The 23,429-nt window shown below is 55.6% G+C and carries 25 protein-coding genes and 1 pseudogene; 11 read left to right on the top strand and 15 right to left on the bottom strand.

Annotated elements, in window-relative coordinates:
* Position 1 precedes the first annotated feature (1 nt).
* The gene (locus LB462_RS06385; RefSeq protein WP_112531442.1) at positions 2-1,054 is read right to left on the bottom strand and encodes a HoxN/HupN/NixA family nickel/cobalt transporter; all 1,053 of its coding nucleotides are present in this window, start codon (positions 1,052-1,054) and stop codon (positions 2-4) included.
* 148 nt (positions 1,055-1,202) lie between these two features.
* Between LB462_RS06385 and nikR the strand changes: the two genes are divergently transcribed.
* The 3 genes from nikR to LB462_RS06370 all read left to right on the top strand — a co-directional run bounded on the left by nikR (position 1,203) and on the right by LB462_RS06370 (position 3,555).
* Complete coding sequence (gene nikR / locus LB462_RS06380) at positions 1,203-1,622, top strand: nickel-responsive transcriptional regulator NikR (protein ID WP_112531441.1); 420 nt, start codon at positions 1,203-1,205, stop codon at positions 1,620-1,622.
* Positions 1,623-1,789: 167 nt separating this feature from the next.
* Positions 1,790-2,827, top strand: a complete 1,038-nt coding sequence (locus LB462_RS06375) for an ABC transporter substrate-binding protein (protein WP_112551772.1) — start codon at positions 1,790-1,792, stop codon at positions 2,825-2,827.
* A 44-nt stretch (positions 2,828-2,871) separates the two neighbouring features.
* Positions 2,872-3,555 carry a class II aldolase/adducin family protein gene (locus LB462_RS06370; RefSeq protein ID WP_112531439.1) on the top strand — a complete coding sequence of 228 codons (684 nt, stop codon included), beginning with the start codon at positions 2,872-2,874 and terminating at the stop codon, positions 3,553-3,555.
* A 1-nt stretch (position 3,556) separates the two neighbouring features.
* Here the strand turns inward: LB462_RS06370 and LB462_RS06365 are convergent, their stop codons facing one another.
* The gene (locus LB462_RS06365; protein WP_183663084.1) at positions 3,557-3,712 is read right to left on the bottom strand and encodes a Flp family type IVb pilin; all 156 of its coding nucleotides are present in this window, start codon (positions 3,710-3,712) and stop codon (positions 3,557-3,559) included.
* Between the two features lie 369 nt (positions 3,713-4,081).
* Between LB462_RS06365 and LB462_RS06360 the strand changes: the two genes are divergently transcribed.
* The 6 genes and pseudogenes from LB462_RS06360 to LB462_RS06335 form a co-directional block, all read left to right on the top strand.
* A complete protein-coding gene (locus tag LB462_RS06360) occupies positions 4,082-4,261 on the top strand; it encodes a Flp family type IVb pilin (protein ID WP_112531618.1) in 180 nt (59 codons plus the stop codon).
* 266 nt (positions 4,262-4,527) lie between these two features.
* Positions 4,528-5,568 (top strand): glycosyltransferase family 2 protein, encoded by a 1,041-nt coding sequence (locus LB462_RS06355; RefSeq protein ID WP_224506486.1) that lies wholly within the window; start codon positions 4,528-4,530, stop codon positions 5,566-5,568.
* Positions 5,549-6,250 (top strand): class I SAM-dependent methyltransferase, encoded by a 702-nt coding sequence (locus LB462_RS06350; protein WP_112531436.1) that lies wholly within the window; start codon positions 5,549-5,551, stop codon positions 6,248-6,250. Before LB462_RS06355 ends, LB462_RS06350 begins: the two co-directional genes overlap by 20 nt.
* On the top strand, positions 6,222-6,674 hold the full coding sequence (locus LB462_RS06345) for a GtrA family protein (RefSeq protein ID WP_112531435.1): 453 nt from the start codon (positions 6,222-6,224) through the stop codon (positions 6,672-6,674). Before LB462_RS06350 ends, LB462_RS06345 begins: the two co-directional genes overlap by 29 nt.
* A 1-nt stretch (position 6,675) precedes the next feature.
* The gene (locus tag LB462_RS06340) at positions 6,676-8,175 is read left to right on the top strand and encodes a hypothetical protein (protein ID WP_224506485.1); all 1,500 of its coding nucleotides are present in this window, start codon (positions 6,676-6,678) and stop codon (positions 8,173-8,175) included.
* A gap of 165 nt (positions 8,176-8,340) precedes the next feature.
* A pseudogene (locus LB462_RS06335) lies at positions 8,341-8,871 on the top strand (beta-barrel domain-containing protein); the annotation flags it as partial.
* A 38-nt stretch (positions 8,872-8,909) separates the two neighbouring features.
* Here the strand turns inward: LB462_RS06335 and LB462_RS06330 are convergent.
* The 13 genes from LB462_RS06330 to LB462_RS06270 all read right to left on the bottom strand — a co-directional run bounded on the left by LB462_RS06330 (position 8,910) and on the right by LB462_RS06270 (position 21,064).
* The gene (locus LB462_RS06330) at positions 8,910-9,680 is read right to left on the bottom strand and encodes an amino acid ABC transporter ATP-binding protein (RefSeq protein ID WP_112531617.1); all 771 of its coding nucleotides are present in this window, start codon (positions 9,678-9,680) and stop codon (positions 8,910-8,912) included.
* Positions 9,680-10,360 carry an amino acid ABC transporter permease gene (locus tag LB462_RS06325; protein ID WP_112531432.1) on the bottom strand — a complete coding sequence of 227 codons (681 nt, stop codon included), beginning with the start codon at positions 10,358-10,360 and terminating at the stop codon, positions 9,680-9,682. Before LB462_RS06325 ends, LB462_RS06330 begins: the two co-directional genes overlap by 1 nt.
* Positions 10,361-10,441: 81 nt before the next feature.
* Positions 10,442-11,212 carry an amino acid ABC transporter substrate-binding protein gene (locus tag LB462_RS06320; RefSeq protein WP_112531431.1) on the bottom strand — a complete coding sequence of 257 codons (771 nt, stop codon included), beginning with the start codon at positions 11,210-11,212 and terminating at the stop codon, positions 10,442-10,444.
* A 178-nt stretch (positions 11,213-11,390) separates the two neighbouring features.
* Positions 11,391-12,458: an ABC transporter ATP-binding protein gene (locus tag LB462_RS06315; RefSeq protein WP_112531430.1), complete on the bottom strand. Its 1,068-nt coding sequence runs from the start codon at positions 12,456-12,458 to the stop codon at positions 11,391-11,393.
* Positions 12,459-12,464: 6 nt separating this feature from the next.
* The gene (locus LB462_RS06310; protein WP_183663100.1) at positions 12,465-13,313 is read right to left on the bottom strand and encodes a carbohydrate ABC transporter permease; all 849 of its coding nucleotides are present in this window, start codon (positions 13,311-13,313) and stop codon (positions 12,465-12,467) included.
* Positions 13,310-14,239 (bottom strand): carbohydrate ABC transporter permease, encoded by a 930-nt coding sequence (locus LB462_RS06305; RefSeq protein ID WP_224506484.1) that lies wholly within the window; start codon positions 14,237-14,239, stop codon positions 13,310-13,312. Before LB462_RS06305 ends, LB462_RS06310 begins: the two co-directional genes overlap by 4 nt.
* A 114-nt stretch (positions 14,240-14,353) precedes the next feature.
* On the bottom strand, positions 14,354-15,622 hold the full coding sequence (locus LB462_RS06300) for an ABC transporter substrate-binding protein (protein ID WP_224506649.1): 1,269 nt from the start codon (positions 15,620-15,622) through the stop codon (positions 14,354-14,356).
* 34 nt (positions 15,623-15,656) lie between these two features.
* On the bottom strand, positions 15,657-16,844 hold the full coding sequence (locus LB462_RS06295; protein ID WP_183663104.1) for a PLP-dependent transferase: 1,188 nt from the start codon (positions 16,842-16,844) through the stop codon (positions 15,657-15,659).
* Entirely contained in the window at positions 16,841-17,584 is a 744-nt protein-coding gene (locus tag LB462_RS06290; protein ID WP_246411068.1) for a FadR/GntR family transcriptional regulator, read from the bottom strand. The genes LB462_RS06295 and LB462_RS06290 overlap by 4 nt, the downstream gene beginning before the upstream one ends.
* A gap of 230 nt (positions 17,585-17,814) precedes the next feature.
* Positions 17,815-18,069 (bottom strand): YjiS-like domain-containing protein, encoded by a 255-nt coding sequence (locus tag LB462_RS06285; protein ID WP_112531424.1) that lies wholly within the window; start codon positions 18,067-18,069, stop codon positions 17,815-17,817.
* Between the two features lie 11 nt (positions 18,070-18,080).
* Entirely contained in the window at positions 18,081-18,674 is a 594-nt protein-coding gene (locus LB462_RS06280) for a TetR/AcrR family transcriptional regulator (protein ID WP_224506483.1), read from the bottom strand.
* A 541-nt stretch (positions 18,675-19,215) separates the two neighbouring features.
* On the bottom strand, positions 19,216-20,685 hold the full coding sequence (locus LB462_RS06275; protein WP_224506482.1) for a M81 family metallopeptidase: 1,470 nt from the start codon (positions 20,683-20,685) through the stop codon (positions 19,216-19,218).
* Positions 20,686-20,695: 10 nt separating this feature from the next.
* The gene (locus LB462_RS06270) at positions 20,696-21,064 is read right to left on the bottom strand and encodes a RidA family protein (RefSeq protein WP_181872577.1); all 369 of its coding nucleotides are present in this window, start codon (positions 21,062-21,064) and stop codon (positions 20,696-20,698) included.
* Between the two features lie 208 nt (positions 21,065-21,272).
* Between LB462_RS06270 and LB462_RS06265 the strand changes: the two genes are divergently transcribed.
* Positions 21,273-22,058, top strand: coding sequence for an SDR family oxidoreductase (locus LB462_RS06265; protein ID WP_183663116.1), 786 nt, complete (start codon positions 21,273-21,275; stop codon positions 22,056-22,058).
* Position 22,059: 1 nt separating this feature from the next.
* Positions 22,060-23,118, top strand: a complete 1,059-nt coding sequence (locus LB462_RS06260; protein ID WP_224506481.1) for a D-TA family PLP-dependent enzyme — start codon at positions 22,060-22,062, stop codon at positions 23,116-23,118.
* Positions 23,119-23,429: the final 311 nt, after the last annotated feature.

The raw sequence follows: 23,429 nt of genomic DNA, 5'->3' as shown, positions 1-23,429 counted from the left end.
TTCACGCCGATACTTCGACGTGCAGATTGTCATAGCCTTTGGCACGATAGACGATGACCGAAACGATCCAGCTCATGACGAATATACCGACGACTGCATAACCGAAATTGGCCAGATTATCGTTCAGCCCTCCAACGAACTGCCAGAACGCTCCTTGAAGTCCGAGCTTGTCGCTGATCAGACCAAGAGCTTCCACGCCGCCGATAAAGACAGCGACGATGACAGACGCTCCGGTGATTGTCAGATTGTACCAAAGCTTGCGCATGGGGTTGATCGACGCCCAACCATAGGCACCAGTCATCAGGACGCTATCGGTCGTGTCCATGAGCGACATGCCCGCTGTGAAGAGCGCAGGAAACACGAGGATCGTCCAGAATGACATGCCCTGCGTCGCTTGCGCTGCCGAAATTCCGAGCAGGCCGATTTCCGTTGCGGTGTCGAAACCCAACCCGAACAGGAAGCCGATCGGATACATATGCCAGGACCGCGAAACCACGCGGAAAATCGGCCGGAAGATGCGAGCGATGAGTCCTCGTCCTGACAGCAGTGCGTCGAGGTCCTCGTCGACAATTTTCTCGCCGCGCCGCGCGCGGCTGAAAGCTGACCAGATACCCCGCAGGATAAAAAGATTGGCCAGGCCGATAACGAGGAGGAACACGGCCGACACAGATGTGCCGATGACACCGCCGACATCATGGAACGATTCAAGATTGCTCTGCATCGCAGCGGCTGTCGCGGCAATGATCAGGGAAGCGATGACGACGATGCTTGAGTGCCCCAGCGAAAAGAAGAAGCCGACCGAATAAGGCGTCTTGCCCTCCTGCATCAACTTGCGGACGACATTATCGATCGCGGCAATATGATCGGCGTCGAAAGCATGGCGCAGACCGAACATGTAGGCGAGAAGAGCAGTCCCCAGCAATGAAGGGCGATCGGAAAAGGCAATCCACGCCCAAGCCCAGGCGCCGACGTTGGCCGCGATCAGGATGACATAGGTCACGATGACCTTGGCCTTCAGCCGCGCCGGCTGATCGTCGAAAGGATTGGGGATCATATAAGCCTCCTCCGCTGGCCAGGTATCGCGTGTGCTGGTAAACATGCGCAGAGGGCCGTTGTATCGGAAGCAACCATAGAAAATCGCAAAGTATGATGTCTACGCGAAAAAATCTTACTCGCCCGTTTAAAAAAACTTGGAGCCGAAGATGCAAAGAATAACGATCACCCTCGATGACGATTTGATGGAGGAACTCGACAGGGTGATCGCGGCAAAGGGCTATCAAAATCGCTCCGAGGCCATCCGCGACCTGGCGAGGGCCGGGATGAAGCTGACATCAATCGAAACAGGTGCAGCAACGCAGGTGATCGGTGTTCTGAGCTATGTCTTCGATCATGGGGCACGCGATCTTGCACGCCGGTTGACCAATACCTTCCATGATCATCATTCACTTGCTGTATCGAGCATGCATGTCCATCTCGATCATGACAACTGCCTCGAAATCGGTGTCCTCAAAGGACCGCCGGACCAGGTTCAGCATTTCGCTGAACACGTCATTTCGGAGCGTGCAGTAAGGTACGGACATCTGCACGTGGTGCCGGCGGGATTGCCAAAAAGCCAGCTTTGACTTGAGAACATTGCTCCAGGGGTTCTGCAGGGTGGTGAGCATGTGTGCGCGCTCGCGTCAGGTTGACATCATCCTTCACAATGCTAAGCTCGTTTTAGAGGAACGTTGTTCTTTATAGCGGAACAGTTGGCTGCGTCTGTGGTTGCACGGATATCGGGAGTGGCATCATGAAGAAACTTTTGCTGGGAGCAGCGCTCATCGCCTGTTTGTCATTGAATGCGATGAGCGCGATGGCGGCGGAACTCACCAAGGTGAAAATCGGTATCGTCAACGCCAGCAGTGATATCGCTTTCTTCATCGCCGACAAAAAAGGCTACTTCCGCGAAGAAGGTATCGAGGCGGAGTTCGTGCCCTTCGATTCCGGCGCGAAGATGGTTGCTCCGCTTGGAGCCGGCCAACTCGACGTTGCCGGCGGCTCGGTATCGGCAGGATTGTACAATGCCGTGGCACGAGGGATCGGAATCAAGGTTGTCGCCGACAAGGGTTCGACGCCCCCAGGTTACGGCTATCAGCCACTTCTGGTTCGCAAGGATCTCGTGGAAAGCGGCAAGTACAAGTCGCTCGCCGATCTCAAAGGCATGAAGGTTGCGGGCAGTGCCACTGGCAGCGCATCGACATCGACCATGAACGAGGCGTTGAAAAAGGCGGGGCTTAAACCCAGCGATGTCGAGCGTGTATTCCTCTCATTTCCCCAACATATCATCGCGCTGGAGAACAAGGCCGTTGACGCGGCTTTGACAACCGAACCTTCCGCAACAGAAGCCGTACGCCGTGGCGCCGCCGTTCGTATCATGGGCGATGACGAGATTTACCCCAATCACCAGCTCGCGGTTGTCCTGTACTCGGCAGAGTTCATCGGGGAACAGCCCGATGCCGCAAAAGCATTCATGCGCGCCTATATCCATGCGCTTCGCGACTACAATGACGCGCTTGCCAACGGCAAGCTGGCCGGCCCGGCCGCGGACGAAGTGATCTCCATATTGACCGAATATACACCGATCAAGGATGCTTCCGTCTATCGCGCCATTGTCCCGCAAGGCATCGATCCCGACGGCAAGCTCAACACCGCCAGCCTTGAAAACGATCTCAAATACTTCCAGAGCGAAGGTCTCGTACCGGCAAGCGCAACTGTCGCCCAAATCCTCGACGCGTCGTTCGCCGACGCAGCAGTCAAGGAACTGGGGCCGTATCAACAAAGAAAATAAGCGCGGGGTATCTCAGACACAATCTGGCATGGAACTGGCAGGACATGGATAACTACACTCAACAGAAGCGCATGCTGGTCGATGCGATCCTTATGCTCGAACGCGCGGGAATCATAGATTTCAACGGCCATGCCAGTTGGCGTGTTCCTGGCGAAAATCGAATGCTGATCAATTCCGGTGCATCGGTCCGCTCGGCACTCACTATCGACGATATCGTCATGACCGATTTCGACGGCAAGCCGGTCGATGGCGGCGCAGTCCCGCCGATGGAATTCCACATCCATTCGGAGATATACCGTCGCCGCGCGGACGTGGGTTCGGTCATCCACGCTCACCCGCTGTGGTCAACGCTCTTCAGCATGACGGGGAATCCCGTTGAACCGGTGATCATGCAGGCAGCGGTGATCGGCGAGATCATGCAGTTTGGCGAGATAGCATCAATCAACACCAAGGAACTCGGTGAAGCGCTTGCCACAACGCTTGGTGCGCATCGCATCGCAATGTTGAAATCGCATGGATCGGTGATCGCTGCGGCCAGTATTCTCGAAGCATTCGTCCTTGCAGTGTACCTCGAGGAAAATACGCAAAGGCAGTATTTGGCCAAAAGCCTCGGCACACCAACGGTTCTGACGCCTGAACAGGTCGCCACGATCGCAGCCAATCTCTGGAAGCCCAACCTCTTGCAAAAGGTCTGGGACTATCATGCGGGTAAATTGGGCCCTGTCTGACCTATGGGCTGGGCTTCTCGAACATATCTTTAATGCTGGTTCCAAGTTTGCTGGTAGCGCCGATGATGGCAACTGCTATCAGAGCAACGATCAGTGCGTATTCAACCGCACTTGCGCCGGTTTCGTCCTTGAGGAAGCGCGCGAAGAGCTTTGTCATTGTTCGCCTCTCCTTTCAAAGTCCCGTTGAATCGTCCTCCTCATTGAGTAATTTAGCAAAAGAGACTGTTGTTATTAGTTAATTTTTACTTTAGACGGCCGCGTCAATTTAACTAAAACTTTCCTCAAATAAGGATATTCTGACCAGATCACACGTCAACTCGAATTCTAAGCAGCGACGGCTGAACCTAGTTGGAATTACAAGTACCTAATAATTTAACTGAATTTAATCGACTTCCGTAAAACTAATTTAAGCAACAAATTCAGTCACTTTTCAGTAACCATCTATATTAGTGAAACTGCAATTGCTGGAAATCTATGTTGAGGACGGTTCAACGAAACCATGCACAACAACAGGATAGGCAATCAAATGAACACTCTCTTCGCACGCTTCCTTAAAGACGAATCCGGCGCAACTGCCATCGAATATGGCCTGATTGCTGCCCTTATCTCCGTCGGCATCATTGCCGGTGCAGGCACGCTCGGCAACGGCCTCAACAGCGTATTCAACAAGCTCGGCACCAAGATGAACGGTGTTGTAGTTAACTAAGTTTAGTTGGTGGAGCTGCCCGATCGCGGGCAGCTCCACCAAATACCACATCTTTGTAACCGGGTTTACCCGAGTTCGCCTTGTCCCGATCATCGATGTTCGCGGCAATCCAGAACACCGTTTGATCGAGAGACCAGACTGGCAACCTTCTGCTGCCAAGCACCCTGTCCATACGACCTTTGGGTGCGGGCAATCAGGCAACGAAGTCAGATGCTTAATCTCTACCCGAACTAGTATGAATATCGTGAAAATTTGGGGTAAGGTCGTTGCCAAAGACAAAGTTAAATCAACCACAGAATATTGCGCTCTCTGCCGTCATCCCTTGCTACAATGAAGTGGACGGCATCGATGAGCTCTATCGACGCGTGACCGCGGCGTGTCAGCAACAGGTTGGCCAGTCCTACGAGATTGTCCTCGTCATCGATGGTGCGACAGACGGCACCCGCCAGGCGGTCTTCAGTTTGGCCGCAACAGACCCTCACCTCGTCGCAGTCGATCTTGCCCGCAATTATGGCCATCAAATTGCGCTCAGCGCAGGCCTGGATATTTGTCGTGGCCAAAGAATTCTTATTCTCGATGCCGATCTGCAGGATCCCCCGGAACTTGTCGGCCAAATGATGGCCAGGATGGATGAAGGCTATGATGTCGTCTATGGCCAACGCCTGAAACGCGAGGGAGAAAGCTGGTTCAAACTCGCTTCGGCGGCGATGTTTTATCGGTTGTTGCGCAAGATGGTCGACGTGGATATTGCTCCTGACACCGGCGATTTTCGCCTGATGAGCCGCCGGACCCTTAATCATCTGAATTCGATGCCGGAGCGTTATCGGTTCATTCGCGGAATGGTCAGCTGGATCGGCTTGAGGCAAGTCGCCCTCCCTTATGAAAGGTGCCGGCGCTTTGCTGGCACCACGCATTACCCGTTCAAGAAAATGCTCTTGCTGGCGATGGACGCAATGACAAGCTTTTCCATCGCTCCGCTCCGCTTCGCGTCGCACCTCGGCATGATCTTCGGGATTCTTGGACTTTTCGCGCTGGGTTACACTTTCTGTTCCTGGATTGCCGGGAACGTTTTGCCCGGCTGGACCAGTCTGGCAGCCATAGTCCTCATACTTGGCAGCGTTCAGCTTCTGGTGCTCGGTATTTTTGGCGAGTATCTCGGGCGGATGTACATGGAGACGAAGCGGCGTCCGCTTTACCTCGTCAATGAGATCGTCTCTTACGACGCGGTTAGCGCTCGCCAGGATCTACCCATCCATCGTCTGCAGGAACGAGTGAAGGAGGTCGTCCATGCTCGAGGCCGAATTTGACCAGTTCGCGTCGGAGTATCACCAGCAGCACGCCGCCAGCATTCGTCTGAGCGGTGAAACTCCGGATTTCTTTGCCAAGTACAAGATTGACGACGTTGCTGCCGTACTCGCAGCCGCGGGTGTGAAACCACGACGCATACTCGATTTCGGCGGCGGTGTGGGCAATTCACTGGGCTATCTCAAAGCTGCGTTTCCCGAGAGCGAAATAGTGTTGCTGGACCCCTCTTCGCAATCCCTCGATATCGCTCAGAAGCGGTTTCCCGGCCAAGCGCACTTCCAGCAATTCGATGGCAGAACGATCCCGTATGACAATGGACATTTCGACCTGGTATTTGTTGCGTGCGTTTTTCACCATATCCCCAGTGATCTCCATTTGGGCCTTCTCCAGGAAATCAGCAGGGTTCTGACGACGGGCGGAAACTTCTTTCTCTTCGAGCACAATCCGTGGAACCCGCTCACCTTGCATGCTGTGCGCAATTGTCCGTTCGACGAGAACGCAGTTCTTATCAAGGCGAAAGATATGCGCGCAGAGATCGCTGACGCCGGCCTGTCCAGATCACGCATCGTTTACCGCATCTTTTTTCCGCGTCTGTTGGCGAGGCTGCGGTCGCTCGAGCGCCATTTCGCCAAAATTCCGATCGGAGCGCAGTACTATGTCCACGCGGTCAAATCGTCCATTTGACTATCTGCAGATCGTGCGTTTCGCATCCGTTGGCGTTCTGAACACAGCGTTCGGATACACTGTAATTCTGTTTGCCCTTTGGCTTGGAAATGGTGACGTCGTTTCGAACTTGATCGGCTACGCTGCGGGTCTCGTCTTGAGCTTCGGCCTCAACAACCGGTGGACCTTCGGGAACAAGCAAAATGCGTCGCCAAGCGTTATCGCAAGATACGTCGCAACGTTTCTGGTGGCCTATGCGGTCAATCTTGGAATTGTTCTCGCGGCGCGTTCAACCGGACTGATCGGCCCGATGATTCATCTGCTGGGCATTGGTGCCTATACAATCCTTTTCTATCTGGGATCGGTCTATTTCGTGTTTGCAGAAAACACACCAAATTCGATTAACAATCGGCATGCAATCAACGGAAGAAGTGAGCCCCGATAGAATGGTTGAAGATACCTACACGCGAGCGCCAACCGTTTCGGGTTCCTCGATCGCAGACGACCAGCGCGTCAGGCTGCTCTTCTGTTTGGTTGTCGCAATTTTCAAAGCGGCAACGCTGATTTACGCCGCTGGCGGGCTTTTGCAGGATCCTGATAATTGGTGGCACGTGCGGGTCGGTTTGGACATGCTGTCAAGCGGCACGTTTCCCACGGTCGACACGTATTCCTATACCTTTGCCGGCAGTCCCTGGATAGCAAAGGAATGGCTTGGGCAGATACTGTTTGCACTCGCCTATTCTCTGAATGGCTGGAACGGGGTCACATTATTGACCCTCGCCATGATCACGTTAACAGTTTTCCTCCTTGCATGGTATCTCAGCGCCTCCTTTAAACCGACGGTAGCGTTCGGCCTGACATTCCTCCTCTCGCTCCTAATCAATCCGATCCTGACAGCACGTCCGCTCGTCTTCACACTTCCCATCATCATCATCTGGACTGCGGAGCTTTTCCGGGCTTCGCGCAGGGAGCAAGCACCACCATTGTGGTTGCTGCCGCTCATATGCCTTTGGGCGAATCTCCACGCGACATTCACATTCGGATTCATTATCGCGGCATTCGCGGGCCTGGATTTTCTGGCGCGGACTCGCCTGACGAAGCCGGGTCTCCTCGGCAGATGGGTGGCCTTTGGGATGCTTTGCCCCGTCGTGACCTTGCTCAACCCTTACGGTATCAAGGCCATCCTCGCGACCTTTTCAGTTGCCTACGGCAACGAGGCGGTAGCCTATATCGACGAATGGCAGCCCTTCAACGCCTCGGATTCTTACCTTATGGAGGCGTTCCTCCTGGTAGCTCTTCTCGGGCTGCTCGTCTCACGAGTGCAAATCGGATGGCCCAAGGCACTGTTTCTCCTCTTCAATCTGCATCTCCTCCTCACGCATCAGCGCTTTGCCTATCTTTTTGTTCTGCTGGTACCGCTCGTTCTCGCGGCAGAAATCGGTGAACAATTCTCTTGGGTCTCGGCCCACAAATGGGCCAAGGGGCGTCTCGACCGCCTGGAGCAATTTCTTGCCAGCCATTTTCACTCGATTTCAGCAACGATCGGCATATTGATCGTGTCTACGGCTGCAATATTCTCCTCGGTTTCAGGGGTCGAACCAAGCCCAAAGACATCGGCAAAAGGTGCGCTCGCGTTTGCCCAGCAGCACAATCTCTCCGGGAACGTCTTCAATTCCTACAATTTTGGCGGCACGCTGATTTTCCATGGAATCAAGACATTCATCGATGGCCGAACCGATCAGCTCTTTCTGAATGGCTTCATGAAGAAAACTATGTTGGCGGGCAACAGTAGTGGAAAACCGATTTTGGAAGAACAGATGAAAACCTATGCTATCGGCTGGGCTTTGCTAGCAACTGGCGACAGCCGCATCCCTTTCTTCAACGAATTAACCGGCTGGCGACGTGCGTATTCCGATGAGAATGCCGTCATCTTTGTCCGGGAATGATGAGCCGCGTGTCATTTCGCGTGCAATAATGTAGACACTCCCTGTAGACTAAGGTTCTGATAACTTTAATGACGAGTGCTGTTCTACTGTAGGTTGTAGTAGGCCTCACGGTTATTATTGCCGTCCTTTACGCCTTTCAAGGATGTTTCGACCTGATCCGCGCAAGACATGCGCGACATCGATGCGAAGAGCGGAGAATATGTCGAGCGCAGTATTGCTGCCCAAGATCAGCTCAAACGCATCGACATAAGGGCGCCGCAAACCGGCACCGTGCACGAACTCTCCGTCCACACTGTCGGCGGCGTGGTCCCCGCGGGTGAACAGCTGATGTTGATTGTGCCCGATGCTGATTTGCTGGTCGTCGAAGCGAAGGTGCAGCCGCAAGATGTGGATCAACTTTTTGTCGGGCAACCGGCTGGATTGCGTTTTACCGCCTTCAGCCAACGCACCACTCCGGAAGTCAATGGCACCGTGCAACAAATTTCCGCAGATGTGACAACGGACACCCGCACTGGCCTCAGCCATTACACCGTGCGCGTGGCCATCACTCCCGCCGAGGTCGGACGACTTGGCGCAATCAAACTTGTACCGGGGATGCCCGTTGAAACATTTATCGAGTCTGGCGACAGGAGCGTCGCGTCCTATTTCATCAAGCCAATGATAGATCAGGCAAAGCGCGCGTTCCGCGAAGGTTGACCAACGAGGTATTGAAGCACGCTAGAGCATATGCACCGTCAAATGCCCTCACCATGCGTATGGCCTTCGTGTGTCAGGGTAGCGATGAAGCGCTTGGTGCGCTCCCGTTTCGGGTTGGTGAAGATATCCCGTGAGGAACCCGTTTCAACGACCACTCCCCCATCCAGCACGATCACCTCATTGGCAATCCTCGAGGCCAGTCGAAGATCGTGCGTCGCCATGACCATTGTCGTACCTTCCCGCGCCAATTGCGCGAGCACATCGACCACCTCCCCGGAGAGTTCGGGATCAAGCGCTGACGTCGGTTCATCGCATAGAAGAACTTTGGGTGATGGGGCCAACGCCCGGGCGATTGCCACACGCTGCTGCTGTCCGCCGGAGAGCGTCGATGGCCAGACCTCTGCCTTATGCGCAAGCCCAACCTTCTCAAGCAATGTTATTGCCCGTTCCCTCGCCCGCTCCCTTGGCCATTTGAGGACTGTGGTCAGCCCCTCCGTAACGTTCTCGATAACCGTACGATGCGGAAACAGTTGGAAGTTCTGAAACACCATGCCGGTATGACGGCGAACCAGCTGGATCTGCTTCGTGCCCATCCGCACACCCGGCTGAAAGTCCAACCGGTCACCGGCAACTTCTACTGAACCCGATGTTGGAATTTCCAGAAGGTTTATGCAACGCAGAAGTGTACTTTTGCCACCGCCGGAAGGACCGACGAGAGCCATGACCGAGCCTTCGGCCACGCTGAGGGAAACGTTTTTGAGTACCATGTGGTCGCCAAAGCGTTTCTCGATATTCTTGAGGTCGACCATCATGATCCTGCCTCCAGGAAGCCGCCGTAGCGATTGAGGCGGGTTTCAAGCCGCGCTTGCAGCGACGACAGGACCGAACTCAAGGCGAGATAAATCAGTGCCGCCTCCACGTAGAGAATGAGCGGTTCATATGTCGTAGCAACAATGCGTTGAGCCGCCTGGAACAACTCCGGCACAGTGATGGCCGCCGCAAGTGAAGTGTCTTTGACAAGAGAAATAAAGGTGTTCGATAGCGGTGGAACAGCCACTCTGGCCGCCTGTGGCAAAATAGTCCGCTGCATTGCCTGGCGCCAGTTCATGCCGATCGAGTAAGCGGCCTCCCACTGGCCCTTTGGAACCGAAGATATAACCGCGCGCAAGATTTCCGACGTATAGGCGCCGATATTCAGGGTGAAACCGATGAGCGCGGCTGTGAACGCATCAAGCACGATACCAACGCTCGGCAGGCCATAGAATATCAGGAAAAGTTGGACCAGCAGCGGCGTACCGCGAATGATCCAGACATAGAACTTGACGACCGCCGCAAACGGAGTTGGTGCGAATAGCCGAACAAGCGCAGCTATAAGACCGACGGTAAGTCCAAGCGCGAATGACAACAGCGTCAGCGGAATCGTGAAAATCAAACCCGCCCACAATAGCGACGGAAGCGATTCGAGCATCAATGACAACCAATGTGTCAAAATCGTTCTCCCCAACAATAAAGGCAGGGAGCGAACCCCCTGCCCTCTTAGAGCGTAAATAATCCCGATCGTAAACGGTTGTTACTTCGAAACGTCCTGTCCGAAATACTTGTCGGCGATCTTTTGATACGTACCGTCCGCCTTGATCGTCTCGAGTGCCTTGTTGATGGCGGCGAGCAGATCCGGTTCACCCTTGCGGATGATGATGCCGGAGAAATCGGCATTCTCCTGCTGCGCCGCAATCTTCACATTGGCGTCAGGCTTATGCTTCTTGAAGTCAAGGAAAGACAGACTGTCGTTGATCGTCGAGTCGGCACGGCCATTGAGGACAAGCTGGATCGACTGGTCGAAACCGTCTGTTCCAACCAGCTCTGCACCGGCTTCCTGGGCGATCTTGCCGAAATTGCTGGAGAGCGATTGCGCAGACTTCTTGCCCTTTAGATCAGCAAAGCCCTTGATCTCCTCGTTGTCGCTCTTGACGATCAAAACTGCCTTTGAAGCAATGTAAGGCTCGGAGAAATCATACTTTGCCTTGCGCGCCTCGGTGATGCCAACCTGATTGATGACCGTGTCATAGCGGTTGGCGTCGAGACCGGCGATCAGGCCATCCCATTTGCCTTCGAGGAACTCGGGCTTGACGCCGAGATTTTTGGCAATCGCCTCACCGATCTCCACATCGAAACCGACGAGCTTGCCCGAGGCATCGTGATAGGTGAACGGTGCGTAGGTGCCTTCCGTGCCGATCTTGAGAACGCCTGCCGCCTTGATCTGCTCAAGATTGGACGCGGCTTGTGCCTGGGCAGGCACGATTGCAAGGGCACTGACGACGAGGAGTGATTTCAACCAGTTCATTGTGTTTCCATCCGTTTGTAATTTGCTTTGGGCGTGACCGGAAAGTGTCACTTTGCCGTGGCGCTGTATAGGCATTCGACGCCGCCGCCAGGAGCAGACCGGCAAAATTAATACCAGATTTCGGCTGAATGTAGGAATTTTATTCCGCCTGCGGTTACGAATACTTATCCGGATTCGTCTATGCGATCCGCAAGCCGGTCACGCCATGGAAGAGATGCACATCTGCCGCCTTGATACCAAGCCCAATCGCGTCCCCAGGGCCACGATCCGTGCGGCCCATGGCGAAGATGCAGACCTGCTGGTCGGCGAGTTTGGTATAAAACTGCGTCGAGAGACCGAGTGGCTCTATCACCTCGATCTTTGCCTTCAGCCCCTCGCCGCCGACCTCGATATTTTCCGGGCGTATGCCAACGGTCACCCGGTCGCCATCCTCCACCTTGAGTTCAGGACGCAACGCGATCATCTGGCCGTCGGTGAGTTCTGCAGCAACCTTCTTTCCCTCGCGGCCGACAACAGCAGGAAGAAAATTCATACCCGGCGAACCGATGAACCCTGCCACGAACAGGTTAGCCGGATGATCATAGAGTTCGAGTGGCGTTCCAACCTGCTGGATGACACCGTCATGCATGACGACGATGCGATCGGCCATCGTCATGGCCTCCACCTGATCGTGCGTGACGTAGACCGATGTGGTCTTCAGTTGCTGATGCAAAGCCTTGATTTCTGTCCGCATATGGACACGGAGCTTGGCATCGAGGTTTGACAAGGGCTCGTCGAACAGGAAGACCTTCGGATCGCGCACGATGGCACGGCCCATGGCAACGCGCTGGCGCTGGCCGCCGGAAAGCTGACGCGGAAGGCGCTGCAACAATACGTCAAGTCCCAGACGTTTGGCTGCACTGCCGACGCGGCTCATGACCAGTTCCTTTGCCGTCTTGCGCAGCAGCAGGCTGAAGCCCATGTTCGACGCCACATCCATATGCGGGTAAAGCGCATAGGACTGGAACACCATGGCGATATCACGATCCTTTGGCGCTACGTCATTGACGACACGCTCGCCAATTTTGATCTCCCCAGCCGAAATTTCCTCAAGCCCGGCGATCATCCGCAAAAGTGTGGACTTGCCACAGCCAGAGGGTCCGACGAGAACGACGAACTCGCCGTCGGCGATTGAGAGATCCACTGCCGACAGCACATTCATGGCGCCATAGTTTTTCTGGACATTGGAGATTGTGACGGAAGCCATCGATTGTTATCCCTTGACTGCGCCAGCGGTCAGACCGGTGACGAGATATCGTTGCAGGAAGGCGAAGAACAGGCATGCGGGGATGAGTGCGAGCACCGAAGCTGCCATCATCTGACCCCAGTCGACCGCAAATTTGCCGATGAAGGTCAAAAGCCCAACGGCGAAGGTTTTCTGGCTGTCGCTGCTGATAAGCATCAACGCGAAAAGCAGTTCGCTCCACGCGGCAGTGAAGACGAAGCCGAGCGTCGCACCCATGCCCGGCAATGTCAGCGGGATGATGACCTTGCGCAGCGCCTGTGAACGGCTGCAACCATCGATCATCGCTGCCTCTTCCAGATCCTTTGGAATGCCGTCGAAGAATGACTGCATCAGGAAGGTCGCAAAGGCGATGTTGAAAGCGATGTAGATGATGATGAGGCCCGTCAGGCTATTGGTAAGCCCCAGCTGACCCATGATGCGATAGATCGGCGGAATCACCATGACCAATGGAAAGGTCTGGGTCAGAAGCAGCGTTACCGCGACAGTGGTTTTGCCCCGGAAGGAAAACCGGGACATGGCATAGCCAGCGGCCGAAGCGACGATTGTGACAAGGACTGCCGTAATCACCGAAACAATCACGCTGTTCATGAAATAACGCGGGAAATCCGTGGCGCGCAACACGGTCTTGTAGTTCTCCCATGTCGAGATGGAAGGCCACAAGGTTATGCCCTCCGAATAGAGCAATGACTGCGGCGTCACCGAAATCTTCAGCGTCCAGAACAGTGGAAACAGTGCGAAAATGACGTAGGCACCAACTGCGGTGTAGAGACCGATGCCACCGAGAATACGGGCGTTGCGTGAGCGTCCTGCGATCATGACGCCCTCACAAGTGACTTGCGGATACGGATCAAAACGATGGCGTATAATATGAGAAGCGCCAGCAACAGCACCGCAACGGCGGAGGCATAGCCCTTGTCCAGCGTCTTGAAGGCGCTGACATAGATATAGGTGGCGACTGTGTTGGTCGCGCCGGCGGGACCGCCCTCGGTCATCACGTAGATCAGATCGGCGAAGGTCGCGATCCATATCGTCCGAAGCATCACGGTGATCGCGATAGTCGGCGCAAGGAATGGCAGTGTCACCTTGGTGAAGCGTTGCCATGGATTGGCGCCGTCGATCGCCGCTGCCTCATGAAGTTCTCCCGGGATGGATTTCAGTGCCGCCAGCAGCGTGATCGCAAAGAAAGGCACGCCAAACCAGACATTGGCGATGATCGGCCCCCACATCGCGGTGGCGGGATTGGAGAGAATGTTGGTTGGAGCGGACTGGATACCAAGCGCATAGAGCCAGTGCGGCAAAGGTCCGACAATCGGGTTGAACAGCCATGCCCATGTCAGCCCCGAAAGAAAGGACGGCACGGCCCAAGGCAGAAAGACGATTGCCTGCACGATTTTCTTGCCTGCGAAATCCCTGTCGAGCAGCAGAGCAAGTCCGAGGCCAAGAAAGAATTGAAAAAACAGGCTGGCGACTGTCCACCACAGGGTATTCATCAGCGCCTGCCCGAGATTGGGATCGTGCAGCAAGGCCTGATATTGCGCGAGTCCGACATATTCGGATTTGAACGCCGAGAATTTGCGGAAGGAATAGCTGATGCCGAAGACCAGCGGCACCACCAGCACCAGCATGAGCAAAACCATGGCAGGGCTCAAATAAAGCCATGGTTCGAACGCGCTGGCAAAGCCACGCTTGCCGGCCCTTTCCCTATTGTGCGGCAGGCCTGCCGTCGTCGATTGCATCACCATGTTGATCGGCCCCTCATTAGTCGGCTCCTCTTACGCTCGCCCGGCAAATAACGGGTCATGCGCAAAAAGAACATGCTCCGGCACATAGGCACCGGAGCATCTTTTCATTGCTTGTTATTTCTTGTTCTTGGCCATCCAGGCCTGCTGCTGTTCGGTGAGGAATGCAGCCCACTCGTCAGCGACGGCCTTCGGCGTTTTCTGGTCGAGCAGCACTTCCTGGAAATTCTTGACTGAAACGGAGTCGTAGAAATTGCCGAGGTTCTCGAGATATGTCGGAGGCGTGACGAACTCGAATGTCTTCGGGTCATTCATTTCCTCAAACCAGCCCTTGAAGCTGTCAGCGCCAAAATATGGATCCTTGTCGGCGCCATTGTGGATAGGGATAACACCGACATTCTTGGCGAATTCGAGATTGTCTTCCGGTGACAACAATGTGCCCATCAACTTAAAGGCTTCGTCCTTGACCTTCGAATTGGCAAACATCGCCCAGCCGGCATAGCCGAGCGTCGGATAGGACTTGCCGTTCGGTCCGGTCGGCAGCGGCGCAACGCCAAAGTCTTCCGCTTTCATCTTCTCGGCAATACCGATCAGCGCGTCCGGATCCTGATCGAGCATGGCGCAGGTCCCGGAATAGAAACCGGTCACGACCTCGTTGAAACCCCAGCTGACGCTATCCTTCGGCGCATAACCGTTCTTGTAGATGTCAGCCAGCATCTCGAGGCCCTTGACAGCGCCTGGCTCGTTCAAAGTCGCTGTGCCATCCGCATTGAAGTATCCACCCTTGCCATTGGCGATGTTCATGAACATCTGCACGCCATTGAAACCGCCGGGACCGCCGCGCAGGCAATAGCCATACTTGCCCTGGATCGCCGAGATCTTCTTGTTGGCTTCCATGAATTCGTCGAGCGTCTTCGGCGCTTCTTTCAGACCGGCTTCGGCGAACAGCTTCTTGTTCCAGAACATGGCCCGGATATAGTAGCCATAAGGGATCATGTATTGCTTGTTGTCGACCACCGAGCCGAACTGCTTGGCGCGATCGCCGAGTGTTCCGGCGTCCTTCCATTTGGCCATATAGGGCCCGAGATCCTCGAGCTGACCATTGGTTGCATAAAGACCCATCCAGCGCTCCGGCATCTCGACGATGTCTGGCGTGTCGCCTGCCTGAACCATGGTCAGGAATTTTTCGAAAGCCTGCCCCCACGGTAACGAGACAAGCTCGACCTTGGTACCGGGATTGGCCTGTTCGAAGCTGGCGATCTGCTTCTTGAGCAGTTCCGTGCGCGGCGGGCTGGTAATCACCTCCACCATCTTGATCGTCGTATCGGCGAAAGCCGCCGAAACGGTCATCGACAGGGCTGCGATGCCCGCCAGAAATGTTCCCATTCGTTTTTGCATTATAAAGCTCCCATTTTTAAGTTCAGCGTTTGGCTTTTGTCAGTGCGTTCACGAGGTCCGCCCAAAGCTCCTCTACACTTTCGAGTCCCACGTGAAGGCGGATCGTCCGGGGGCTGACACCGAAGCGCCCGATCGAATTTGCATCCGGCGTCTGCTGCAAGGAAGCAAGCGCCGGAACAACGAGACTTTCGTGACCGCCCCAGCTGACGCCGATGCGGAACAGCTTCAGCGCATCGACAAAGGTCGGTACGTCGACGTCCTCCGTAACTTCGAAGGAAAACAAGCCCGAATAGCCGCTAAGCGTCACTTTACCCGGATGATTGGAATAGACCGGATGCATCACGCGCTCGACATCGCCATGCGCCTTGAGGCGTTCGGCGATGGTCAGTCCGCTTTTCATATGATGCGGCAGCCGGAGGGTCAGCGTGCGCAGACCGCGCAGCAGCAGCCATGCCTCAAATGGCGATAGCTTGGCGCCGAGATAAGAATAGGTGCGGCCATTGATCCGCTCGATCATTTCGCGCGATCCGGCGACGACACCGGCAACAGTGTCACTGTGCCCACCGAGATATTTCGAAGCAGAATGCATGACCAGATCGATGCCGTGGGCAATCGGCTGCTGGAACAGCGGCGTCGCCCAGGAATTGTCAATCGTGGTTACAATGCCGTGCTGCTTGGCAAGCTTCGCATAGTGCGCGATGTCCTGCAGCTCGAACATCATCGAACTCGGGCTTTCGAGATAGAGCAGCTTTGCCCCCGGCAAGGCGGCAGCCACTGCATCAGGATCGGAGCCGTCCACGTAATCCACTTTGATGCCAAGATGCGGCAGAAGCCGTTCGAACAAACGGTAAGCATCGCCATAGCAATTGCGCACCGCAACGATACGATCGCCCGCGCCGACAAAGGCCAGCACCATGGCACTGATCGCACCCATGCCGCTCGAAAAGGCACGAGCGGCTTCCGCCCCTTCAAGTGCAGCAATCTTGGCCTCGAACTCCATGACCGTCGGATTATCGCCGCGTGAATACATCGGCTGGCGCTTGCGTCCCGCGAATGCATCGGCCATCGCCGCATAATTGTCGAAGGTGAAAAGCGACGTCTGATAGATCGGAGGAACGACGGAACCGCCTGGGAAAGGCTCGTCATGCGCAAGCAGTGTTGCAGCTTGCGCCATCATGTCCTGGTCGTGAAAATACGGGTTGTCGCTCATGCTTGGCTCTTCTTGTTCTGCTTTTTCAGGTTTGCCGCCCCGCGCTTGAGGTCATCCTCGACGGTGGCAATCAGCTTCAATGCCTCGCCGCGTGCGGCAATCGGGTCGCGTGCGGCGATCGCATTGAAAAGGGTCCGATGGTAGGGAAAGCTGGCGTGGCCAAAATCCCGCACCCCCAGCGGATGCTCCCAGAACCGGTGGAACATCTCGTACATTGCTGCAATGATCTGTTCGAACAGCGGATTGCCCGAGGTGCGGAACACAGCAAGATGAAAGTCCCAGTCTTCATCGGCAGACATGCCGTGGCGTACGTGGAACGCCTCTTCCATGATGATCAGCTTCTGCTCGATCAGGGCAATATCGGCATCGGTAGCGCGCTCCGCACAGAGAACGGCGGCTTCCGCCTCGAGACCGCGGCGAATTTCCAGTGTGTGCATCAGACTGTTGAAATCATTGCCGGAGGGCAGCGTCAGCGGCATATGCAGCATATTGCGCGTAACGGCAGCCTTCAGATAGGTGCCACTGCCCTGGCGCCTCTCGACAAGGCCGAGTTCCTGCCAGCGGGTCAGCGCCTCACGCACGGTTGTACGGCTGACTCTCAGGTGTTCTGCAAGCAAACGCTCGGTCGGTAAGCGGTCTCCCGGCTTCAAGGCCTCTCCCGTCACGAAATCCACCAGCGCATGCAACACCGCGTCATCGCGGGATGCGGTATGAACCGGGGAAAGGATCGGACTGATCAACGAAGCATCACCTGAATTGGTTGGACCATTGTGCCAATTCAGCATGAATGGAAGGAGGAGTCAAATGCTCCCAGGAGTCTTTCCAAAATCATTCTGATTGCAGGACCTGGAGATCCGTCTGGCAATTTCTTCCTCGCATTGCCTGGATCTTCACCGCTGCGAAAATGGTCTCACGCCATTCGGCACAGACGTCACCTTGTCGAATACCTACGGCGCCGGCGGCACGGATTTCACGTATGCCGCCTCTTATCAAGTTCAATTGCCTCGGCTCGTGTCAGCCCGATATCCTGAAGCAGGCGATCACTCAGCTTTGTCAGCGGGTCACCCGTCGGTTCGGCGTGTAGGCCAGAAGCAAAGACCTTGCCAATGAGGCCCAACAGACGCTCTAGAAGATCGGGTGGCGTGCCAACGTCCCTGGCAGAAAAGCTCCGGCCCTGACGATGGCGACGGATTTCTAGTAGACCAGTCGTCTCTGAATATGTCATAATATTGGCTCCTATGCTTTCTGTGTAAGCAGGACATCAAGTGTCATGGCCCTGAACCGTTGAAGGGGCTTGATGCTTCCCTCTGCCTTCATCCTGACCAGCGCGCCCTCATAGGCGTCGATCAAAAAGGCAGCGGTTTCATCCGGATCAAGATATTCCGGCAATTCCCCGGCATCACGCGCTTCGCGCAGTACGGCCCTGAAATCACCCTGCCAAGCGGTGAACGAGCGATGTAACTCACGCTGGAGCACTTCGCTATGTGCCGCAATGGATTGGGATAGATTGCCCAAAAGGCAACCACAGGTTGGATCGCCCGACCCGTATTCTTTTTCATAATATTCGAAATAGTCGCGCAGACGCCGCAGCGGCGATCTCGTCTTGTCTTCCAGCAGAAGCTGTGTCCGCACCTTCTGGTTGTTGTTACAATAGGAGGCGAGTACCGCAGAAGCGAACTCTTCCTTGCTTGTGAAGAAGTGATAGAACGAACCCTTCGGCACGCCCGCCGATTTGAGGATCGGGCCGATCCCCGCCCCTTCATAGCCGTGGGAAAGAAGCGCCTTTATGCCCTCGTCGATCAAAACTGCTCGTGTGTCGGTTTTACTCATGCTGTAAATAATAGACCAGTCGTCTAGTAAATGCAAGCTGACTCTACCAGTATGGAAAAGCGGCGTTGCACTGGCTGGCGAACTACCTGGCGACGGCTTCCGAAAGACCACTCCAAACAAAATCCCACAAACTTATCCAACACCTCCAAACCTCGGTTATTCTTCTCCCCGTCCTCTCCACGGGGAACTGCTTCCGGAGCCGTTCGAAGTGGGGAGAGGATCGGCGCCTCCGATGGCGGGTAACGGACCCGCTGTCCGGGGAAGTTCTGTCCAAGGGGTTCCCCTGCCGGTACTACGACTGGCGTGTGCTGGACGAGCACTTCGAAAGGGGCTTTCGGCAGCGGGCGAAGCAATTCACCCAACGTCAAGGCCTCCCAAGCGGAACGGACGGGATCAAAAGACGCCGGACGGGCGGTCTTCGGATCGCATTTTATTCTACAAAGACGCGCTTCGACGACCGCCCGTCTTCCCAGCATGCAAGCAGTGGCCAGACGCGAAAGCGGGCGTGGCAAGGGAAATCCACACCCGGTTCTTTGACAATTCAGAACGGCATCTCCACCCGAGGCCAGATTTCACGAGAAAGTTTGCGATAGTCGGTCTTTCTGGGATTGGAGGGATAGGGCGCGCCCGCATCGATATAAATAATTTCCGCAGCCACAGGCTCGAAACCCGCGTGAAAATGATTCGTCGACTTGACGAGCAGAATGTCCTTCGACCCGGGGTCGATACCGAGATTGGAGAAAATGTCCGGCTCGAAGGTTTGCGTCCGGTTGGTGTTGAGGATGATCTCGATATCCGTGCCCTCGAGGCGAATGACCGCTGCGGGTCCAAGCGTAACCCGGCTCTTGCCGAAACTCTGCCAGCCTTCGTGCACGGCCCTGAGCACTTCGACACGCGCATCGATTGGAGCTCCGCCATCCGGCCCGGCCTTGCCGCCAAAGCGCAACTGGATGTGCGCTCCCTCGCCTGCTGCCAGACAGAAGGTCACTGCGATCGGATCCCAGATCGTCGCCACGGCGACGTTGCCAATACCGCGTTCGATGATCCTTCGCAGGACCAGTGTGCCATCTCCGGCAACCCCGCCCCCTGGATTATCCCAGACGTCTGCAACGACGACCGGCTTATCCGGCTTCTGCGCAACGAGCGCAACGGCCTTGTTCAGGCCGGCTTCCGTGTCGAACATGGGCATTGCCGTCGTTCCACGCATCGCGAACAGCTCCATACCCAATTTCTTCGCGAGCGCCGCACCCTTTGCCGGCTCATTATCGGTGATAACCATAAGCTGAGTGCCGAGCTCGGGGACATCTCCAGCCATGAAGCCATGAATGAGCGAGACAGACAGGATGCCATCGCGGCCCTGCAGGGCCTTCAGACGATCGACATAAGAACGCATCGGCTCGCGGCTGGTCGGATAAACGCCGATCATACGGCAATCGAAGGTAGAAATGACCGGCTTGATCTCGCCGCGCAGCGCGCGCAGGGCAAGGTCGACTACATGCTCGCCGCGTTCGTAGAAGTCCGTGTGCGGAAACTCGAGGAAGGCAGCAAGTATATTTGCATTGGCGACGCGCCTCTTCGTGAGGTGGCTGTGCGGATCGAGTTCAGATGCGATAAGCACATCCGGCCCGACGAGATTGCGAATTTGCTCGAGAAGATCGCCCTCGCAGTCATCATAGCCCTGCGCAACCATGGCACCATGCAAGCCAAGGATGACCCCATCGACGGGCAGTGCAGCCTTGAGCTGGTCAAGGATTTCATCACGCAGACCCTCATAGGCTTGCCGCTGCAACAATCCTCCGGGCTCGGCCCAGGTCGCGGTTCCTTCGATCAGGGTGAACCCTTCCTTGCGCGCCTTGCGCCGTAAAACCACCATTGGCGCCGAGCACAAGGTGGGCGTCTCCGGATGTTCACCCGGACCCGCATAGAACGCCATTTCAAAGCAGGCACGGTCTGTTGGCACAGGGGAAAAAGTGTTGGTTTCCGTCGCGAGCGACGCGGTAAAAATGCGCATGAATGTGATCTCAGAGAGGCTTATAGGCGATGGCTTCTATTTCAATCTTGATATCGATCATCAGCCGGGATTCGATGGTGGTGCGAGCAGGCGGATTCGCGGGAAAGTATGTGGCGTAGGTCTTGTTGAATGCCCCGAATTCGCGGGCGTCTTCAAGAATGACGAAGGTCTTGATCACATCGGAAAGGTCTGCGCCCGCTAGTGCCAAAGCGGATTTGACGTTCTCCATCACCTGTCGCGTCTGGGCTTCGATACCGCCGACGATGACCGTGCCGTCAGCGCCCACCGGAACCTGCCCTGAAATATAGATGAAATCCCCAGCGCGCACCGCGGGCGACAACGGCACATGTGCATGGCCGAAATGTTGTTTGGTCATGATCGTGATCCTATCCTGTGTCCAGACTGCTCATGGTAGCCAGACCCGAAATACGGCGAAGGCTCGGCCATACCATAGTGCCAATCCACGGTACAGCACCCGGCCGCAAACGAAAGGACGCGGGTAGTTGTCTTGGTTACAATGGCGAAACTCGATATTGCTTTTTTCCATCTGCAGTCATTAATGAGCAAAAAATCAACTGGATGCGCGCATGACTTCTCCAACATCGCACGGTGAACCTGGCCTCAAAGGCAAACACGTGCTCATCACCGGCGCCGGTGGGGGTATCGGCCAAGCACTTATCGAAGCTTACAATGGCTTGGGCGCTATTGTGTCCGGCGCCGATCAGCAACGACGTCTGATTGAAAGCCTTCCTCTCTCAAACCGTCTGGTTTTCGATCTCAATGACAAAGCGGCTGCATCCAAGGCGATCGGTGATTTCATCGCGGACCGTGGCGTTCCGGATGTACTGATCAACAATGCCGGTTTCACGCGCGGCGAAACGCTCGATCAAGTCGATGGCGATGTATGGGAACAGGAAATCGCCACCAATCTGAACGGCGTATTCCACGTCACGGCCCCCATCGTCGCTAACATGAGCAAACGCGGCAGCGGCAATATCGTGTTTATCTCCTCGGTCAACGCGCTCGGCCACTACGGTAATCCGGCCTATTCGGCGGCCAAGGCGGGATTGATCTCCTATATGAAAGCGCTCGCTGTGGAGCGTGGGCGATTTGGCATACGAGCCAATGCAGTCTGTCCAGGTTCCGTACGAACACCAGCGTGGGATCACCGGCTGCAAAGGGAGCCCGAGCTTCTGGCAAAAGTCCTGCCGCACTACCCGCTTGGGCGCATGGTGACCCCTGATGAAGTGGCGCAAGCAGCAGTATTCCTCAGCTCGAGTGCTGCATCGGGTATCACGGGTGCTACGCTTAACGTCGATGCCGGGCTGACGGCCGGAAATCTGCCTTTCATCAACGATGTGCTTGGAGATTGAAATGAAACTGTCCGAAATCGACACACCGGCCGTCCTCATTGATATCGATCGCGCCGAGACCAACATGCAGCGCTTCCAAGCCTATGCCGACAAACACGGACTGGCGGTGCGTCCGCACATCAAGACGCATAAATTGCCGCGTTTTGCCAAGCGCCAGGTTGAGTTGGGCGCAGTCGGGATAACCTGCCAGAAACTTGGTGAGGCAGAAGTCATGGCCGATGCAGGACTGACGGATATCTTTCTGCCCTATAACATTATCGGCGAAGCGAAACTCGGCAGGCTGATGGCGCTGAATAAACGCGTCACGCTGGCTGTCACCGCCGACAGTGAAGTTACCGTCCGCGGTCTTTCCGAAACGTTCAACGATGCGGCAAGGCCGCTCACCGTACTGGTAGAATGCGACACCGGCATGGGACGTTGCGGCGTACAATCGGCCGACGAAGCTGTTGCGCTGGCAAAACTGATCGATGCGGCCAGGGGCCTTCGTTTCGCAGGCTTCATGACTTATCCGAAGACCGGTGCGATTGCCGAAAATGAAGCTTTTCTGTCTGCCGCCAAACAAAAGGCCATCGCCGCCGGACTTGACCCGCGCATCATTTCCAATGGCGGTTCTCCGGATATGTGGCGGGCACACGAAGTCACGAGCGCAACGGAACATCGGCCTGGCACGTATATCTACATGGACCGCTTTCAGGTCGCGAAAGGGGTCGGCACATGGGATGATTGCGCGCTTACAGTACTCACGACGGTGGTCAGCCGCCCAACGGAGAATCGTGTAATTGTCGATGCCGGTTCTAAAGCCCTTACCAGCGATACGTTTGGAATGGATGGGTTCGGGTATATTGTTGGCTATCCGGATGCAGTGATTACCTCGCTCAGCGAGGAACATGGCGCGATCGATTTTTCAGCCTGTGAGGAGAAGCCCCGGATCGGAGATCGGCTTCGTATCATTCCCAATCACGCCTGTGTCGTCTCGAACCTGTTCGATCAGGTCATCCTGATTTCAGGCAACGAAGTGGTTGAGATTGAGCCTGTCGCCGCACGGGGCCGCGTCGATTAAGGGCGCGGGCCGCAAGGACGGGTTTCTTCAGGCCGTCAACCCATTGCCGGGCACGGCAGGCAGCGCAGCGTCTTCCGCATAAGCATCCAGAAACTCTTGCTCTGAAGCCGCATTCCTGAACCATGGTCCCATCCCATAAGTATAGCCGCAGCTAGCAATTGTCCCAATTGATCGGCCAGGTCCCGGGCGAGAAACTCGGCTGTGCGTTCGGAATACGTCTTGGTCAAGTCGGCCTGCTGACGCTGCAAAGCAAAGCCAAGTCATAACAACAGCACAATCAGTAGAGCTAGAAGCGGGATACCGATGATGGC

This window comes from Phyllobacterium chamaecytisi, from assembly GCF_020164455.1.
In the GTDB taxonomy this organism is placed as follows: Bacteria; Pseudomonadota; Alphaproteobacteria; order Rhizobiales; family Rhizobiaceae; genus Phyllobacterium; species Phyllobacterium chamaecytisi.
This window is presented reverse-complemented; position numbering and strand designations above follow the sequence as displayed.